Source organism: Nonomuraea sp. NPDC049655 (assembly GCF_044465465.1).
In the GTDB taxonomy this organism is placed as follows: domain Bacteria; phylum Actinomycetota; class Actinomycetes; order Streptosporangiales; family Streptosporangiaceae; genus Nonomuraea.
Genome location: NZ_JBITLS010000004.1, coordinates 231,873 through 248,192, shown reverse-complemented (window position 1 = coordinate 248,192; position 16,320 = coordinate 231,873). Strand labels below are relative to the sequence as shown.

The window sequence follows — 16,320 nt, the reverse complement described above, 5'->3', positions numbered from 1 at the left end:
CGTCGGGACGGTCGGCGCGTGGGAATGGGTTTCCTCGGTGGGGTTTGACGCCGACGTCGGTTCGAACGGTGTGCGCATCACGCCCGCTCAGGCGCAGCGGCTCGCCCTAGCCCGCCTGCCTGGCTTGCCATCGGAGGCGTCGACTCGACGGTCGAGGTGATGCCCGAGTCCATGATGACGTCCGAGGCCGGAATCAACATAGCCTCCGACGGCGGGGTGAGCGTCGGGCCGGAGTTTCTGGAGGTGCAGGCGGCCTGGCGGGACTCGACGTCCTGTGGGTCGGCGTCAGGTGTGACGGAGCGGTCGCCGCCGAGCGCGAGCGGGCTCGGGGGGACCGCGTCCCCGGCATGGCCGAGGCCCAGGCGGCGGTGGTGCACGACGGAGTGCCCTATGGTCTGGAAGTGGACACCGCGAGCACTGCATCGCTGACATGCGCGGAGACCATCGCCACCTGTATCACCCAGCGCGGGCATCCTGTACCCACGAAGTGGTCAGGCGCATCTTCCGCGAGTTCCGAGCAGGCAAGGGACTCCTCGCCATCGCGGAAGGGATCACCAGAGACGGAATTTCATAGCCGTCCGCCCAGGATCCGGCCAGAAATCGGCACATGACGGAATCGCCTGGTCCAAGAGCGCCATCCGGGTGATCATCACCAATCCGGGGTACACGAGTCGTTGGTCACACCTGAGAAGTTCGAGCAGGTCCAGCAGATCCTTGCAGGCGTCTCGACGATACGGCGTGTGCCCTTGCCGACCACGTTCAGGAGCCCAGGGACGGAGCGGCGGAGTCGCGGAAACTTGAGATCGCCGAGTGCGACCGCAGACTCGCTCAGCATCGAGCGGCACTGGAGGCCGGTGCGGAGCCGGCGCTCATCGCTCAATGGATGGCCGAGCCCCAGACGCAAAGGGGCGCAGCTCAGGCGCAGCTGCGACAGTCCAGTGGTCGACGCCGCATGACACGGGAGGAGATTCACGCAGTGATGATCGCGCTCGGTGACCTCACATAGGTCATTCAGGAGGCTGATCCGCTCGACAAGGCCGAGCTCTACGCCCAGCTGGGGCTGCGACTCACGTATCGGCGCAGAAACAGCTAGTGGAGGCTCAGGTTGTACCTGGCCTCCACGTGTGCAGAAGGTTTGTGTCCGAGGGGGGACTTGAACCCCCATGCCCATCACTGGGCACTAGCACCTCAAGCTAGCGCGTCTGCCTATTCCGCCACCCGGACTTGGTGCCTGCACGCGGGACGTCATCTCGCGTCGGCTCCGTAAGGTTAGCAAACTCTGGGGGGTGAGTCATACCAAGTATCGGCACAGGGGAGGGGCGCCGACTCTCCGGCGGCCCGCCGGCGGCCCCGCCGGACCGTGCTGATGACCCTCACAGGTGTCTTCCGTGAAGCGGACCAGCGTGCCCTTGGCCTTTTTCGGGGTCTCTGCTGAAAAGCCCTTGCGGCAACTTTGGGTGCTGCTACGGTTACGGATCGTTGAGGGGTGAGTCCACGGACCGGCCTCACGACGTGAGGCCGGTTCCGGAAGCTGGGAGGTCACGTGGCACGCACGAAGGTCGGGCAGTCGAGGGCGTCGTCCCTCACTGTGCGCCGCGTGCCCACGACGCTCCCGGAGCAGGACACGACCGCCGAGCGGGCCGACCGGATGGCGCGGTTCGCGGCCGGTGCCCGCAGGGTTGTCGTGCGGGCAGTCACGATGGGCGCCCTCGTGGCGGCCGGATGGCTGCTCGCCGTCGTGTTCGGAGCCATGTCCGCCGCTCCGGCGGCCGCGGACGCCACCGCGGCCACCACAGGAGCCGCCGACGCGGCCCCCGCTCCCCTTTCGGTCCCCGGCTACCTCTCGGCGTCGGACAACGCCGAGGCGATGGCCGGCCGCACCGTGGACGGTCTCAACAGCCAGCAGGATCCTGGTCTGCCACCACCATCCTCCGCCGGAAAGATCTTGGACACCGATGGACTGGTGCCCAACGGTGGTGGCAGCGGCCCGTTCGGGCCCGGTATGGGGGATGTCGCGAGGTCCGGTGTCGACCCGCGGCTGCAGTACCAGTCCGCCGTCATGGCGCGTGTGCTGCCCCCCGTCGTCCGCACAGCGGCGGACGACCCTTCCTTCTCACCTGACTGATCCCGCCATCTCCACACGCCCCGGACGTCCCGTCCGGAGAGCGACGGCGGAGCGTGGTCAGATCCCCTCCGCCGGCGGGTGAGACGTCAGTCAACCTGTTCGCGAATCCGAGGTCACCGTTGTGTGCGACCTCGCACGGCCTCGGCTGCCCGCGAACCGTTTCAGGTATCCCCCCAAGAACCACTAGGAGCATTCACCATGCGTACGTGGGCTAGAGCATCTACTCCTGCGGCCCTTCTGGCGGTCGCGGTCATGTCGTTCGGCAGTGGTGCGGCCTTCGCCGACACCTCGGGCAACTCCTCCGTCGGCGGCGGCAACCAGGTCAACCTGCCGATCAACCTGCCCATCGACATCAGCGGCAACGCCGTCGGCGCGGCCGGCCAGTCGTCCGCCGGGTCCCACGGCGGCGCCTCGGTCGAGAACGCCGGCCCGAGCGACATCCCCAACCGCACCTCGGGAAACTCCAGCGTGCTGGGCGGCAACCAGGTCAACGCGCCGATCACCGCGCCGCTGAACGCCTGCGGCAACGCGGTCTCCCTGTTCGGCAAGTCGGACGCGGGCTGCCGGGGCGGCGCGACCGTCCACAACAAGGGCAAGGGCGGCGCCGGGGGCAACCAGACCTCGGGCGACTCCAGCCTCATCGGCGGGAACCAGCTCACGGCGCCGATCACGGCTCCGATCAACGCCTGCGGCAACGCGCTGGCCATCTTCGGCGACGCGACCGCGGGCTGCAAGGGCGGCGCCTCCGTGCACAACAGCGGCGTCGGCAACGCGGGCGGCAACCGCACGTCCGGGCGCTCGTCCGCGCTGGGCGGCAACCAGGTGATCGCGCCGGTCAACGGGCCGATCAACATCTGCGGGAACGCGGTGGCGGTGTTCGGGCGGGCGTTCGCGGGCTGCCAGGGCGGCGCCAGCGTCACCAACTCGGGCGGCGGCGGCTGGCTGCACCACATGGCCGCGCCGGGCTCCACGGGCAACGACACCGACGGGCGTTACGGCGCCGGCAGCGGCAACCAGGTGATCGCCCCCGTCAACCTGCCCATCACGGCCTGCGGCAACGCCGTCGGCAACGCGGTGGCCAACTGCCGGGGCGGCGCGACGGTGCTGAACACCCGCGCCGGTTCCGGGGCGGGCGGCAACACGACGTCCGGGCGTTCGGGCGTGCTGAGCGGCAACCAGGTGATCGCGCCGATCACGGCTCCGGTCAACGTCTGCGGCAACGCCGTGGCCGCCTTCGGCAAGGCGTTCGCCGGGTGCCGGGGCGTCGTCTCGGTCAAGAACGGCGGCCGGGGCGCCGGCGGCAACCACACCTCCGGGCAGTCGGGCGTCGGGGCGGGCAACCAGGTGATCGCGCCGATCACGGCTCCGCTCAACGTCTGCGGCAACGCGGCCGCGGTGCTCGGCGCCTCCAACGCCCACTGCAAGGGCGGCGCGGCCGTCTGGCCGCACAACGGTGTGGGCGGCGGCGGCAACGCGACCTCCGGGCGTTCGGGCGTGCTGAGCGGCAACCAGGTGATCGCGCCGATCACGGCTCCGGTCAACGTCTGCGGCAACGCCGTGGCCGTGCTGGGCGACGCCGCGGCGGGCTGCCTGGGCGGCGCGCACGTCGGCAAGCCGGGCTACCCGGGCGGCGGCTACAACCAGTTCCTGCGGTCCACCGGCCACCAGGCCGCGGCCAAGAGCGGGCTGCTGCCCGCGGTGCCCGCCGTCCCGGCGCTCAACGGTGTCAACGGCACCGGCGCCGTGCCCGGTCTGCCCGACGTCGGCGGCCTGCCGAAGGCGGGCGGCCTGCCGGTTCCCGGCAACGTGACGCAGCAGCTCCAGAGCTCAGGCCTGCCGCTCCCCGGCAACGTGACGCAGCAGCTGGAGGGCTCGGGCCTGCCGGTCGGCGGCGGCCTGTCCTCGCTGCCGCTCGTGGACGACGCGTCCAAGACCCTGGGCCTGCCCGCCCTGCCCGAGCTGCCCGGCCTTCCCGGCCAGGCGCAGGCTCCGGTGCAGGGTCCGGCGCAGGCCAGGCCCGGCGAGGTGGACATGCCGGCCAAGTCCTGGGAGAAGCGGGTGCCCGTCCGGCCCGGCAAGCGTCACATGGCCGACAGGACCGACCACGCGCGCAGGGCGCCGGCCCGTCCCTCTTCGCCGCTCTCCCCGGCCACCGACCTGCTCTCCTCCACCCCGGTCGGCGGCGCCGTGACCTCGGCCACCGGCGGCCTGCCGGTCGGCAACCTGGGCCTGATGAGCGCCGCCCAGCCCGCCGGTCTCACCGGGATGAACTCCAGCTCGCTGCTCGCGCTGCTGCTCGGCTCGATGTTCGCCGCGTCGGCCACGCTGTTCGCGACCGCCCGCCGGTTCCGGTTCGGCCGTAAGTAGATATACGGCATAGGTCGGTAACCACAGATACCGCTACCGCTCCACCGCCTGGGAGCGGTAGGCGATAGATGCTTTGCCCGTTCCGGGGGCGCGGCCCGGAGCGGGCAAAGCCATGTCCAGGCTCAGAGCGTGCTGCGGACACGGATGACCTTGCGTCGCAGCCGTACGTGCCGGCTCCCGTCGGGGTGCACCCGCACCCGCGCGAGCTCCCACTGGCCGTACTCTGCGTGTTCGGTCAGCAGTTGACGTGCGGCTTCGCGAGTGAGGTCGCGCGGAATGAAGATATCCATGTAGGAGTAGTCGAGCACAACGATTAGTCTCCAGGGTGAGTCAGGGCGCCATGCCGCTCGATGGGGCTTATTCTGCGTGCTTGTGGGTGGACCCGGAAGCTAGTGGGTAGCCCGGGGGAAGGAAATTTCCGCGAGTCGGGTTACCTTTCAGATCTATGCCGACTCCCGGCAGGGGGATTGCAAGCGAACAGTGAGGTAGGAAGCAGCGTGCCAGCCAAGAACGGCAGCTCCGGCGGAACACGCCTGGTGATCGTCGAGTCGCCCGCCAAGGCGAAGACGATCGAGAAATACCTCGGCGCCGGCTACACGGTCGAGTCCAGCATCGGCCACATCCGTGACCTGCCGGAGCGGGCCGACGACATCCCCGAGGCCTTCAAGAAGGAGTCCTGGGCGCGCCTTGGCGTGAACGTCGAGCACGAGTTCGAGCCGCTGTACGTCGTCAACCCCGACAAAAAGGCGCAGGTCAGCAAGCTGCGGCAGCTGTTGAAGGGTGCTGACGAACTCTACCTGGCCACTGACGAGGACCGGGAGGGCGAGGCGATCGCCTGGCACCTGCGCGAGGTGCTCAAGCCGACCGTGCCCGTCCACCGCATGGTGTTCCACGAGATCACGCCGCAGGCCATCCGCGACGCCGTCGCGAACCCGCGCGACCTCAACCTCCGCCTGGTCGACGCCCAGGAGACCCGCCGCATTCTCGACCGGCTCTACGGTTACGAGGTCAGCCCGGTCCTGTGGAAGAAGGTCAAGCCGCGGCTGTCGGCCGGCCGGGTGCAGTCGGTGGCGACGCGGCTGGTGGTGGAGCGCGAGCGGGAGCGCATGGCGTTCACCTCCGCCCACTACTGGGACCTGCAGGCATTGTTCGACTCGGGCAAGCCCGAGGAGCGGCCGCGTGACTTCACCGCGACGCTGACCTCGGTAGGCGGCAAGAGGGTGGCCCAGGGGCGCGACTTCGCCAGCACCGGGCAGCTCAAGACGGCCGACGTGCTGCACCTGTCCGAGGCCGCCGCCGGTGAGCTGGCCGGCCGGCTCCAGGGCACGTCGTTCTCGGTCAAGTCCGTCGAGCGCAAGCCGTACACGCGCAAGCCGTACGCGCCGTTCCGGACGACCACATTGCAGCAGGAGGCCAGCCGGAAGCTGGGCTTCTCCGCCAAGTACACGATGCAGGTCGCCCAGCGGCTGTACGAGCAGGGCTTCATCACCTACATGCGTACCGACAGCATCACGCTGTCGGAGACCGCGATCGCCGCCGCCCGCTCGCAGGCCATCAAGCTCTACGGCGCCGCGTACGTACCCGACAAGCCGCGCGTCTACACCAGCAAGGTCAAGAGCGCGCAGGAGGCCCACGAGGCGATCCGGCCCTCCGGCGAGGAGTTCCGCACGCCGGGCGAGACCGGGCTGTCCGGCGACATGTTCCGCCTCTACGAGCTGATCTGGCAGCGCACCGTCTCCTCGCAGATGAAGGACGCGGTCGGCGAGTCGATCAGCGTCAAGGTCGGCGGCCGTTCGGCTTCCGGCGAAGACGTCGAGTTCAGCGCCTCGGGCCGGACGATCACCTTCTACGGGTTCCTCAAGGCGTACGTGGAGGGGGCCGACGACCCCTCGACCGACCGAGACGACTCCGAGAAGCGGCTGCCCAACCTGGCCGAGGGCGACGCGCTGACCGTGTCGCGGCTCGACGTGGCCGCCCACTCCACCAAGCCGCCCGCCCGTTACACCGAGGCCTCGCTGGTCAAGGAGATGGAAGACCGCGAGATCGGGCGGCCCTCGACGTACGCGTCGATCATCGGCACGATCCTCGACCGCGGCTACGTGTTCAAGAAGGGCACCGCGCTGGTGCCGTCCTTCCTGGCCTTCGCCGTGGTCAACCTGCTTGAGCAGCATTTCGGCAACCTGGTCGACTACGACTTCACGGCCGAGATGGAGAAGGTGCTCGACGACATCGCCAACGACCGCGCCGAGCGGGTGCCCGAGCTGCAGCGTTTCTACTACGGTGCCGGCGACGGCGACGAGGGCCTGAAGGAGATGGTCACCGACCTCGGTGACATCGACGCCAAGGAGATCAGCTCGTTCCCGATCAAGGGGACGGACATCGTCCTGCGGGTCGGGCGTTACGGGCCGTACCTGGACAGAGACGGCGCGCGGGTCAACGTGCCCGAGGACACCACGCCCGACGAGCTGACGGCGGAGAAGGCCGAGGAGCTGTTCTCGCGGCCGACCGGCGACCGCGAGCTGGGGCGCGACCCCGTGAGCGGCCACATGATCGTGGCCAAGGACGGCCGTTACGGGCCGTACGTGACGGAGATCCTGCCCGAGCCGGCCGAGGACGAGACGCCGAAGAAGCGGACGAAGAAGGCAGACGCCCCCAAGCCGCGCACCAGCTCCCTGTTCAAGACGATGTCGCTCGACACGATCACCCTCGACGACGCGCTCAAGCTGCTGGCCATCCCCCGGGTGGTGGGCGAGCTCGACGGCGAGGAGGTCGTGGCGCACAACGGGAAGTTCGGGCCGTACATCAAGAAGGGCACCGACTCCCGCTCGCTCACCTCGGAAGAGGACCTGCTGACGGTCACGATCGAGCAGGCCAAGGAGCTGTTCGCGCAGCCCAAGCAGCGCGGGCGGCGGGCCGCGGCGGCGGCGCCGCTGCGGGAGCTCGGCGACGATCCGGCGTCGAAGAAGCCGGTCGTGGTCAAGGAGGGGCGTTTCGGCCCCTACGTGACCGACGGCGAGACGAACGCGTCGCTGCGCAAGGGCGACACGGTCGAGGACATCACCATCGAACGGGCCGCCGAGCTGCTGGCCGAGCGCCGCGATCGGGCGCCCGCGCCGAAGAAGACCACGCGGAAGGCCCCGGCGAAGAAGACGACCGCGAAGAAGCCGGCGGCCAAATCGTAAGTAGCATCGACGTGTGATCGTGCTGGTCTTCGTCGCCCTCGTCGTGGTGGCGCACCTTTATCTGTGGCATCGGATGGTGCGCTCCGCGACCCGCCCCGGGCGCGCCCGCAAGGCGCTGACCTGGGGCCTGGTCGGGCTCGTCCTGCTCGTGGTGGCCGCGTTCGCGGGCACGCGGATGGAGCTGGGCAACTGGCTGGCCTGGCCGGGCTACCTGTGGGTGGCGCTGATGTTCTACCTCGTGGTGTTCCTGCTGGTGCTGGAGGTGCCGCGGGCCGTCGCTTCGATGATCATCCGCAGGGGCGAGCGCGGGTCGGTGGCGGTCGAGGAGCCGGTCCCGGTCGCGGCGGTGGCGTCCGCCGCCCCGCCGTCCGGGCCCGCCATTGAGCCTGTTCCCCCTGCCGTGCCGCCCATGAGCAGGCGGCTCTTCCTGGGGCGCACCACCGCGGTGGTGGCCGGGGTCGGCGCGCTCGGTACGGTCGGTTACGGCATGACCAGCGCTCTGGGCGACCCGCTGCTGGAGCCCGTGCGGGTCCGGCTGCCCAAGCTCGACCCGAGGCTGAACGGCCTGCGCTTCGCCGTGGTGAGCGACATCCACCTGGGCCCGCTCACGGGCGTCGGCCACACCGAGCGCATCGTCAGGATGATCAACGGCCTGCGTCCCGACGTGGTGGCCATCGTCGGCGACCTGGTGGACGGGTCCGTGGCCCAGTTGGGCGCCCTCGCTAAGCCCCTCAAAAGCCTTGAGTCCCGCTACGGGGCATATTTCGTGACCGGTAACCACGAGTACTACACCCAGAACGGCCCCCAGGAATGGATCGAGGAACTCGACCAGCTCGGCGTTCGCTCGTTGCGTAACGAGCGCGTGGAGATCAGTCACCAAGGCGCCGTACTCGACCTGGCCGGGGTGAACGACCTCAACGGCGAGGCCGTCGGCGACGGGCCCGACTTCGCCAAGGCGCTCGGCGGACGGACGCCCGGGCGCTCCACCGTGCTGCTCGCCCACCAGCCCGTACAGGTGGACCAGGCGGCCGGATTCGGCGTCGACCTGCAGCTGTCGGGGCACACGCACGGCGGCCAGATCGCGCCCTTCAACCTGGTGGTGGGCCTGCAGCAGCCCGTCGTGTCGGGGCTGGCCACGGTCGACGGCGTGCAGGTGTACGTCACCAGGGGCGCGGGGTTCTGGGGGCCGCCGGTGCGGGTCGGCGCGCCGCCCGAAATCACTATGCTGGAGCTGCGCTCCTGACTTTGCGCGACGCGGTCGCCACGTGGTGTCATCGTGGCGTAGTATCCGACCGGATACTCGCAGGAGGTGAGCATGGTGTCCTCCCCGGCCGAAGGGGCGTTGCGTCAGGCGGCTTCGCTCGCGCCCGACGTCGCCTTCTGGGCCAGGCGCGGCGGGCTGCTGTTCAGGCAGGCGCGCCACGCGGCGAGCATGAACCAGAAGGCGCTGGCCAGCAGGAGCGGCACCTCGCGCACCACGCTGTCGGCCTACGAGCACGGCAGGAAGTCGCCGACGCTGGAGACCGCCGGGCGCATCCTCGACGCGGCCGGGTTCCGGCTGGCCCTTGAGCCCAAGGTCGAGTTCGCCGTGCAGTCGGCGGGCGGGCGCTGCTTCCACGTCCCGAGCCGGCTACGGCGGCTGCCGGTGGCCGCGGCGCTGGGCGTCCTGAGGTTCGGCGGCCGGGTCTACGACCTGGCCGACCGCCACCAGCGCCGGGCGGCCTACTCGGCGCTGCTGAGCGAGGGCGGCCCCGCCGACCTGCTCGACCACGTCGACGGCGCGCTGCTGGTCGAGCTCTGGGGCGAGCTGGCGCTGCCGGCCGCCGTCCGCGCCGCCTGGATGCCTCTGGTGGAGCAGATCAGGCAAGAGGCCGGAGTAATGAATTGACGACGTTTTCGAGGGCCTATTCCATGCGGGTAACCTGCACGCCGACCCGCGAACGTAATACCCTCAGCCACGGACAAGCGGGTAATTCCGCGTTGTCTCCTGCCTTCCCATGTCCGGCCGACACCTGGATACGCTGAAATCATGACTGCCCCTAGGCGCGCTGCACATGTGCTGGCCCATGCGCCGTTCCGCCGTCTCTGGACGGCCATGTCGGTGTGCAGTCTGGGCGACTGGCTCAACATCCTGGCCCTGACCGCCCTCGCCGGAAACCTCAACCAGGGCGACTACCGCATGCAGTCGCTGGCCGTGGGCGGCGTGTTCATCGCCAAGATGTTGCCCGCGGTGCTGCTCGGGCCGCTGGCCGGGGTGTTCGCCGACCGGTTCGACCGGCGGCTGACCATGTTCACCGCAGACCTGGCCAGGTTCGCGGTCGTGTTGTCGATCCCGGTCATCGGCACCTATCAGTGGGTGATCGTCGCGACCGTCCTGGTCGAGTGCGTCAACCTGTTCTGGGTCCCGGCCAAGGACGCCACGGTGCCCAACCTGGTGCCCAAGGACCAGCTCGAATCCGCCAACCGGCTCAACCTGCTGGTCACCTACGGCAGCGCGCCGATCGCGGCCCTGCTGTTCGCCGCGCTGTCCCTGGCCGGCGACATGGGGCGCAGCGTCCTGCCGCTGCTCAACGGCATGGACCCGACCGCTCCGGCGCTGATCGTCAACTCCCTGGCCTACCTGGTGTCGGCCTTCCTGATCTTCACGTTGCGCGGCATCCCCAAGCGCGACGGCGCGATCTCGACGCCCTCGGTGCTCAAGCAGGTCGTCGAGGGCTGGCGTTTCGTGGGCGGCAACCGGCTCGTGCGCGGCCTGATCATCGGCATGCTCGGCGCGTTCGCCGCGGGCGGGGCCGTGGTCGGCGTGGCGAAGATCTACGTGGTGGCCCTCGGTGGCGGCGACGCGGCCTACGGCGTCGTGTTCGGCGCGGTCTTCGTCGGCATGGCGCTGGGCATGTTCGTCGGCCTCAGGCTGTTGCGCGGGCTGTCGCGGCGGCGGCTGTTCGGCCTGGCCATCACCGTGGCCGGGGTGGTGCTCGTGGCCATCGCGCTGATCCACAACCTGCCGATCGTCGTCATGCTGACCGTGCTGCTCGGGGCGTGCGCGGGCATCGCGTGGATCATCGGCTACACCCTGATCGGGCTGGAGGTCGAAGACGCGCTGCGCGGGCGAACGTTCTCGTTCCTGCAGTCCACGGCGCGGGTCACCCTGCTGCTCGTGGTGGCGGTGGCCAACCCGCTGGCGGCGCTCTTCGGCGCCCACGAGTTCGGCCTCGGCTCCATCGCCTACCGCTTCGACGGCACCAACCTGGTGCTCGTCATCGGCGGCGGGCTCGCGATGGCCGTCGGGATCCTGGCGCTGCGCCACATGGACGACAGGCAGGGCGCCTCGCTGTCGGCCGACCTTCTCGCGGCGGTGCGCGGCGAGCGTTACCCCGCCGAGCCGGCCGAGCACGTGCCGGGGCTGTTCATGGCGTTCGAGGGCGGCGAGGGGTCGGGCAAGACCACCCAGTCGCGGCTGATCGCCATCTGGCTGCGCGACCAGGGCTACGACGTGGTCCAGACGCGGGAGCCCGGCTCAACCAAGATCGGCATGCGGTTGCGGGCCATCCTGCTCGACGCGGCCGAGCGAGGTCTGTCGGCCCGTTCGGAGGCCCTGCTCTACGCGGCCGACCGGGCCGAGCACGTCGAGAAGGTGATCCGCCCGGCGCTCTACCGGGGCTCGCTGGTGATCAGCGACCGCTACGTCGACTCGTCCCTGGCCTACCAGGGCGCCGGCCGGGCACTCGACCCCGAAGACGTGTCCAAGATCAACGCGTGGGCGACGGGCGGCCTCGTGCCGCATCTGACCGTGCTCATCGACACGCCGCCCGAGGTGGGGCTCACCCGGCTGGGCGGGGCGGCCGACCGCATCGAGTCCGAGCCGCTGGAGTTCCACCAGCGGGTGCGCAAGGAGTTCCGCGCGCTGGCCGCCGCCGATCCCGGCCGCTACCTCGTGGTCGACGGCACGATGCCGCCCGAGGTGCTGACCCGCCAGATCCAGGACCGCATCCGCGAGATCCTGCCCGACCCGGTGCCCCGGGAGTCCGAAGACGCCACGGGCACGATGCCCGCCATCCGCGACTAGCCTTACGCCGTGACAGTTTTCGATGACCTCGTCGGGCAGAACCAGGCGATCTCCGTGCTGTCGCGGGCCGCTGCGGCGGCCGGCGAGGCCGTCAAGGGCGGTCGCGGCGCCGGCATGACGCACGCCTGGCTGTTCACCGGCCCGCCCGGCTCGGGCCGGGAGGAGGCCGCGCGCGCCTTCGCCGCCGCGCTGCTGTGCCCCGACGCCGGTTGCGGCCACTGCGACCAGTGTCACCAGGTGCTCATCGGCTCTCACCCCGACCTGGAGTCCGTACGTCCTGAGGGCCTGTCCTACAGCGTCAAGCAGACCCGCGAGCTCATCCTGCGGGCCGCTGGCGCGCCCACCCAGGGTCGCTGGCGGGTCATCCTGTTCGAAGACGCCGACCGTGCCACGGAGTCGGCGGCCAACGCCCTGCTCAAGGCCATCGAGGAGCCGCCGCCGCGCACGGTCTGGCTGCTGTGCGCGCCCGCTCCCGACGACCTCATGATCACCATCAGGTCGCGCTGCCGCCAGGTCACGCTGACCACGCCGTCCACCGAGGCCGTCGCGCACGTGCTGGCCACCCGCGACAGCGTGCCGTGGGAGACCGCCGCGTTCGCCGCGCGGGCCGCGCAGGGGCACATCAGCAGGGCGCGGTCACTGGCCCTCGATGAAGGCGCCCGCCTCCGGCGGGAGGCCGTGCTCGGCATCCCGCGCACGCTGACCGGGGTGGGCGAGTGCGTGTCCGCCGCCGAACGCCTGGTCAAGACGGCTGAGGAAGAGGCCGCGGCGGCCACGGCGGCGCTCAACGAGAACGAGACGGCCGAGCTGCGCAAGATCTACGGTGAGGGCTCCACGGGCAAGGGGCTCAACCGGGGGCTGGTGCGCGGCGGGGCGGGCGCGCTCAAGGAGCTGGAGGACCGGCAGAAGTCCCGGGCCACCCGCATCAAACGGGATTCGCTCGACGCCGCGCTGCTGGAGCTGGTGTCGTACTACCGCGACGTGCTGGCCATGCAGTTCGGGGCGGGGGTGGAGCTGGCCAACGACGACATCCGGTTCGATCTCGACCAGCTCGCCAGGTCGTCCACGCCGGAGGAGACGCTGCGGCGGATCGACGCGATCATGCGGTGCCGGGAGCGGCTGGGGGCCAACGTCAATCCGCAGATGGCGGTGGAGGCGATGATGTTGTCGCTGCGCGGGGCGGCGGCCTGAGCCGATCCCGGCCACTGCCTGTGGTGGCTGCGCGGGCTGCTTGAGGGGTCGCCTGGGGAGGCTCGCCTTGGGGGCCTGGCCGCGGCTGCCTGCGGTTTCCGCCTTCTCGCTTGTCAGGAGGGCGAAAAGATAGCTGGGTGACCGGAGCAGCAAGTGAGCCCGCGAAGCGTCTCTGTAGCGTGGAAGTCGAACTGCTCTCCCAACAACAGGCCCTGGCGCGGCAACAGGTCGATGTGGCATCGATCTTCGCCGAGCATCATGTGGGCCTCGTGCGGCTCGCCCTGATCATGGTCGGTGATCAGGCCACCGCCGAAGACGTCGTACAGGAGGCGTTCGCACGTACGCACGCCGGCCGGGCCCGTCTGCGGGACGCCGACAAGGCGCTGGCCTATGTGCGTTCCGCCGTGCTCAACGGGTGCCGGTCCGTCCTGCGCAGACGGGCGACGGTGTTCCGGCGGGCGGTGCCCTACGAGCCGCCGGTCTGGTCGGCGGAGAGCGCCGCGCTGCTGGGCGAGGAGCGGCGGGAGGTGCTGCTCGCCCTGCGGGAGCTGCCGCGCAGGCAGCGTGAGGCGCTGACCCTGCGCTACTACTTCGACCTGTCCGACCAGGAGGTCGCCACGACCATGGGCGTCAACGCGAGCACGGCCAGGTCCACGATCGCGCGAGGGCTCGCCGCTCTCGGCCGGGCGCTTGGGGAGGAATCATGAACAGTCCGATGGAAGACAGGCTTCGCGCCGCGCTCGTCGAGGCCGGCGCGACCGTCGACACCGGCGCGCTCAAGCCGCTGCGCACGCCGGAGCGGCGCCGGAGCCGGGTGGACCTCCGGCTGGTGAGCGCGGCCGTGGCGGTGGTGCTCGCGGGGGCTACGACCGCCGTCTGGCTGGGCGTGCGAGGCGACGAGCACGTGGCGACGCTGGCCGGCCCCCCCGGCGGTCAGGCCGATGCCCAAGAGCTGACGATCTTCCTCTGTTCGAGGTCGGCCAGCGGGAAGGCGCCGTCCTGTCAGGGGCAGGGCGTCACGCCTGATCAGGCGAAGTCGATCGCCAAGGCGGCGAAGGAGGTGTCCGGCGTCACCTCGCTCATGTATGTGGATCAAGCCGAAGCCTTCGAGAGCTTCCGGCGCGACTTCGCACACAACCAGCGGCTGCTCGACGCGGTGACGGTCGACGACCTGCGTGCCTCGTTCCGGCTGCGGCTTGAGCCCGGCACGGACCCGGTGCCGGTGAAGCAGGCACTCAGCTCGCTCCCGGGGGTCGAGGACATCGACTTGGTGCCCTCCGCCGCTTCTCTTCCGTCATCCGGCACTCAGGTCAGCGTCTTCCTCTGCGGCGACGGTTCGGCGCTGCCCGCCTGCGGGGCCGAACGTGCGGCGGACGGCGAGAAGATCGTGAAGGAGGGCAAGGGGGCCACGACCAGACAGAAGGCCGAGATCGTCGCACTCCTGCGCGCGTCCAAGCAGGTCAAGTCCGTCCTCTTCGAGGACCAGTCGACGGCGTACGAGAACTTCAAGCGCAGCTACCAGGACAACAAGGCGCTGCTCGCCGCCACCAAGGTCGGGGACATGCCGGAGTCGTACCGGTTGCAGATGAGGTCGGAGCGCGACGACTGGAGCGCGCTGCTGAAGGCCCTGAGACGGCAGCGGGGTGTCGCATCCGTCGTCGACCGCCGTTGTACGGTCGACGTGGCTCTGGCCATGGCCCGCTACCGGGTCTCCCTGCCGAAGGGCCAGGACTGCCGAATGGGCGGTTGATTCAAGATCGGGCCCGGTGCCCCTCACGTTCACCGGGTGGACACACGTAGTGTGGCAACGGAAGGCCGTAACAACCCCCGAGGCCGTCAGGGAGGCGAGCTCGAGCCCATGGGAATGATCATGGCCGTGAGCTTCACGCGCTACGGGAGGCTCTACTACCTCGATCCGGGCGGGCACACCTTCAAGGTCGGCGACAAGGTGCTGGTACCGACCGATTCGGGCCCCGAGGTGGCGGAGTGTGTGTGGGCGCCGCAGTACACGAGCGAGGACATCGACGGTCTGCCCGTGTGCGAGGGGCCGGCGGGTGAGGAACACCTCTCGCGTGACGAGTCCAACAAACGCCGCAGGGCCGAGGCCCGCAGCGTGTCGAAGAAGCTGATCAAACGGCACACGCTGCCGATGAAGGTCGTCGGCATCGACTATCTCGACCAGGACAACGTCTACACCGTCTACTTCTCGGCCCCTCATCGGGTCGACTTCCGGGCCTTGGTCCGCGACCTGGCCCGTAACCTGCGGGCCAGGGTCGAGCTGCGGCAGATCGGTCCCAGGGACGAGGCGCGGCTGCAGGGCGGCATCGGTCCCTGCGGCCGTGACCTGTGCTGTGCCACGTTCCTGAAGGATTTCGAGCCCGTGTCCGTGCGCATGGCCAAAGACCAGGATCTGCCGGTCAACCCGTTGCGCATCGCCGGGGCTTGTGGGCGGCTCATGTGCTGCCTGAAGTACGAGCACCCGTTGTACGTCGAGAGCCGGTACAGGATGCCTCGCGCGGGAAGCCGGGTCAGCACGCCGCAGGGCGAGGGGATCGTCACCGGGCACAACGTCCCCGCCGACACGGTGACGGTGCGCCTGGACGATGGTGGGAGGCGCTGTGCGTGCCCTTCCGCATCGGTGTGTTCGCCCCGCATCCAGCACGACACGATGTACGGCAACCAGGAGGAATCGCCCGACCACAAGGCTTCCGGGGGCGGGGAGGACGTCTGAACGCTCATCCCGTCCTGGCCCAGGTGGCGCTCATGGGCGGCCGGTAACAGGCTGACGGCCTTCCCGAAGGCGGCGGGGAGGCCGTAGGGGCTACAGCGCGAGGGGCATGGCTGCGGCGGCTCCGTGCGGCCCCTCGTACGGCCCCGGGCTCATTGATGAGGCTCACTGTGGCAAAAAGCACCAGCTCACAGCAACCCATCCAAAGCGCCAGCCCACCACCGCAGTAGCTGCACCGGCGCGCCGCTCGGAGCCCTGACAACCCCACCGGAAGCGCTGTCTCACAGCCGTAGCAGCCCCAGCCAGGGCACCAGCCCGCCACTGCAGCAGCTCCATCGGAAGTGCCACTCGGAGCCGGAGTAGCCCCGTCGGTAGCGCCGATTCGCGGTTGTAAGAGTCCTGCCGAGGCGCCGCTCTCGACGCTGCCACCTGAGACACCAGTCCGCCGCGGCTCCGGCCTGCAGCACCAACTCGCTGCAGTCCCAACGGTGGGCCAGGCCCGAACAGCCTCAGCGGGGGATCAGCTCACAACAGCGCCGTCTGAACAGCCCCCGCAGCCGGCGGCGAGGCACCGGCCCATCGACCCCAGCAGAATCCCAGGTCCACCTCAGGCACCGGCCACAGCAGCGCGCCCGAAGCGCCACCTTCCGGTGCGTGTCTG

At 70.0% G+C, this 16,320-nt stretch carries 12 protein-coding genes and 1 tRNA gene; 11 read left to right on the top strand and 2 right to left on the bottom strand.

The window, feature by feature from the left end; translation table 11 throughout:
* The first annotated feature begins 119 nt into the window (after nucleotides 1–119).
* Entirely contained in the window at nucleotides 120–611 is a 492-nt protein-coding gene (locus ACIBQ6_RS15095) for a hypothetical protein (protein WP_397212837.1), read from the top strand.
* Between the two features lie 527 nt (nucleotides 612–1,138).
* On the opposite strand, the gene ACIBQ6_RS15090 is transcribed toward ACIBQ6_RS15095, so the two are convergent.
* Nucleotides 1,139–1,224 (bottom strand) — tRNA-Leu (locus ACIBQ6_RS15090).
* 373 nt (nucleotides 1,225–1,597) lie between these two features.
* Between ACIBQ6_RS15090 and ACIBQ6_RS15085 the strand changes: the two genes are divergently transcribed.
* On the top strand, nucleotides 1,598–2,125 hold the full coding sequence (locus ACIBQ6_RS15085; RefSeq protein WP_358291479.1) for a hypothetical protein: 528 nt from the start codon (nucleotides 1,598–1,600) through the stop codon (nucleotides 2,123–2,125).
* A 198-nt stretch (nucleotides 2,126–2,323) separates the two neighbouring features.
* Nucleotides 2,324–4,492 carry a chaplin family protein gene (locus tag ACIBQ6_RS15080; protein ID WP_397212421.1) on the top strand — a complete coding sequence of 723 codons (2,169 nt, stop codon included), beginning with the start codon at nucleotides 2,324–2,326 and terminating at the stop codon, nucleotides 4,490–4,492.
* A 122-nt stretch (nucleotides 4,493–4,614) separates the two neighbouring features.
* Here the strand turns inward: ACIBQ6_RS15080 and ACIBQ6_RS15075 are convergent, their stop codons facing one another.
* Nucleotides 4,615–4,782 carry a DUF5703 family protein gene (locus tag ACIBQ6_RS15075; protein ID WP_379478577.1) on the bottom strand — a complete coding sequence of 56 codons (168 nt, stop codon included), beginning with the start codon at nucleotides 4,780–4,782 and terminating at the stop codon, nucleotides 4,615–4,617.
* A 207-nt stretch (nucleotides 4,783–4,989) separates the two neighbouring features.
* Between ACIBQ6_RS15075 and topA the strand changes: the two genes are divergently transcribed.
* From topA to ACIBQ6_RS15035, 8 genes are all read left to right on the top strand, one after another.
* The gene (gene topA / locus ACIBQ6_RS15070) at nucleotides 4,990–7,674 is read left to right on the top strand and encodes a type I DNA topoisomerase (RefSeq protein ID WP_397155353.1); all 2,685 of its coding nucleotides are present in this window, start codon (nucleotides 4,990–4,992) and stop codon (nucleotides 7,672–7,674) included.
* Nucleotides 7,675–7,687: 13 nt separating this feature from the next.
* Nucleotides 7,688–8,917, top strand: a complete 1,230-nt coding sequence (locus ACIBQ6_RS15065) for a metallophosphoesterase (RefSeq protein WP_397212419.1) — start codon at nucleotides 7,688–7,690, stop codon at nucleotides 8,915–8,917.
* Between the two features lie 72 nt (nucleotides 8,918–8,989).
* Nucleotides 8,990–9,562: a helix-turn-helix transcriptional regulator gene (locus ACIBQ6_RS15060; RefSeq protein WP_358291487.1), complete on the top strand. Its 573-nt coding sequence runs from the start codon at nucleotides 8,990–8,992 to the stop codon at nucleotides 9,560–9,562.
* 141 nt (nucleotides 9,563–9,703) lie between these two features.
* Nucleotides 9,704–11,740 (top strand): dTMP kinase, encoded by a 2,037-nt coding sequence (gene tmk, locus ACIBQ6_RS15055; RefSeq protein ID WP_397212417.1) that lies wholly within the window; start codon nucleotides 9,704–9,706, stop codon nucleotides 11,738–11,740.
* Nucleotides 11,741–11,749: 9 nt separating this feature from the next.
* Nucleotides 11,750–12,931, top strand: coding sequence for a DNA polymerase III subunit delta' (locus tag ACIBQ6_RS15050; RefSeq protein ID WP_358291491.1), 1,182 nt, complete (start codon nucleotides 11,750–11,752; stop codon nucleotides 12,929–12,931).
* Nucleotides 12,932–13,110: 179 nt separating this feature from the next.
* Nucleotides 13,111–13,638 carry a SigE family RNA polymerase sigma factor gene (locus ACIBQ6_RS15045; RefSeq protein ID WP_397212415.1) on the top strand — a complete coding sequence of 176 codons (528 nt, stop codon included), beginning with the start codon at nucleotides 13,111–13,113 and terminating at the stop codon, nucleotides 13,636–13,638.
* A gap of 8 nt (nucleotides 13,639–13,646) precedes the next feature.
* A complete protein-coding gene (locus ACIBQ6_RS15040) occupies nucleotides 13,647–14,681 on the top strand; it encodes a permease-like cell division protein FtsX (RefSeq protein ID WP_397212413.1) in 1,035 nt (344 codons plus the stop codon).
* 114 nt (nucleotides 14,682–14,795) lie between these two features.
* Complete coding sequence (locus ACIBQ6_RS15035; protein WP_397212835.1) at nucleotides 14,796–15,662, top strand: stage 0 sporulation family protein; 867 nt, start codon at nucleotides 14,796–14,798, stop codon at nucleotides 15,660–15,662.
* The last annotated feature ends 658 nt before the right edge of the window (nucleotides 15,663–16,320 follow it).

Bases quoted from the DNA above. Each gene is read 5' to 3' on its own strand.
- ACIBQ6_RS15040 (WP_397212413.1), top strand. From the start codon at position 13,647: ATGGAAGACAGGCTTCGCGCCGCGCTCGTCGAGGCCGGCGCGACCGTC.
- ACIBQ6_RS15075 (WP_379478577.1), bottom strand. From the start codon at position 4,782: ATGGATATCTTCATTCCGCGCGACCTCACTCGCGAAGCCGCACGTCAA.
- ACIBQ6_RS15035 (WP_397212835.1), top strand. From the start codon at position 14,796: ATGATCATGGCCGTGAGCTTCACGCGCTACGGGAGGCTCTACTACCTC.
- tmk (WP_397212417.1), top strand. From the start codon at position 9,704: ATGACTGCCCCTAGGCGCGCTGCACATGTGCTGGCCCATGCGCCGTTC.
- ACIBQ6_RS15060 (WP_358291487.1), top strand. From the start codon at position 8,990: ATGGTGTCCTCCCCGGCCGAAGGGGCGTTGCGTCAGGCGGCTTCGCTC.
- ACIBQ6_RS15080 (WP_397212421.1), top strand. From the start codon at position 2,324: ATGCGTACGTGGGCTAGAGCATCTACTCCTGCGGCCCTTCTGGCGGTC.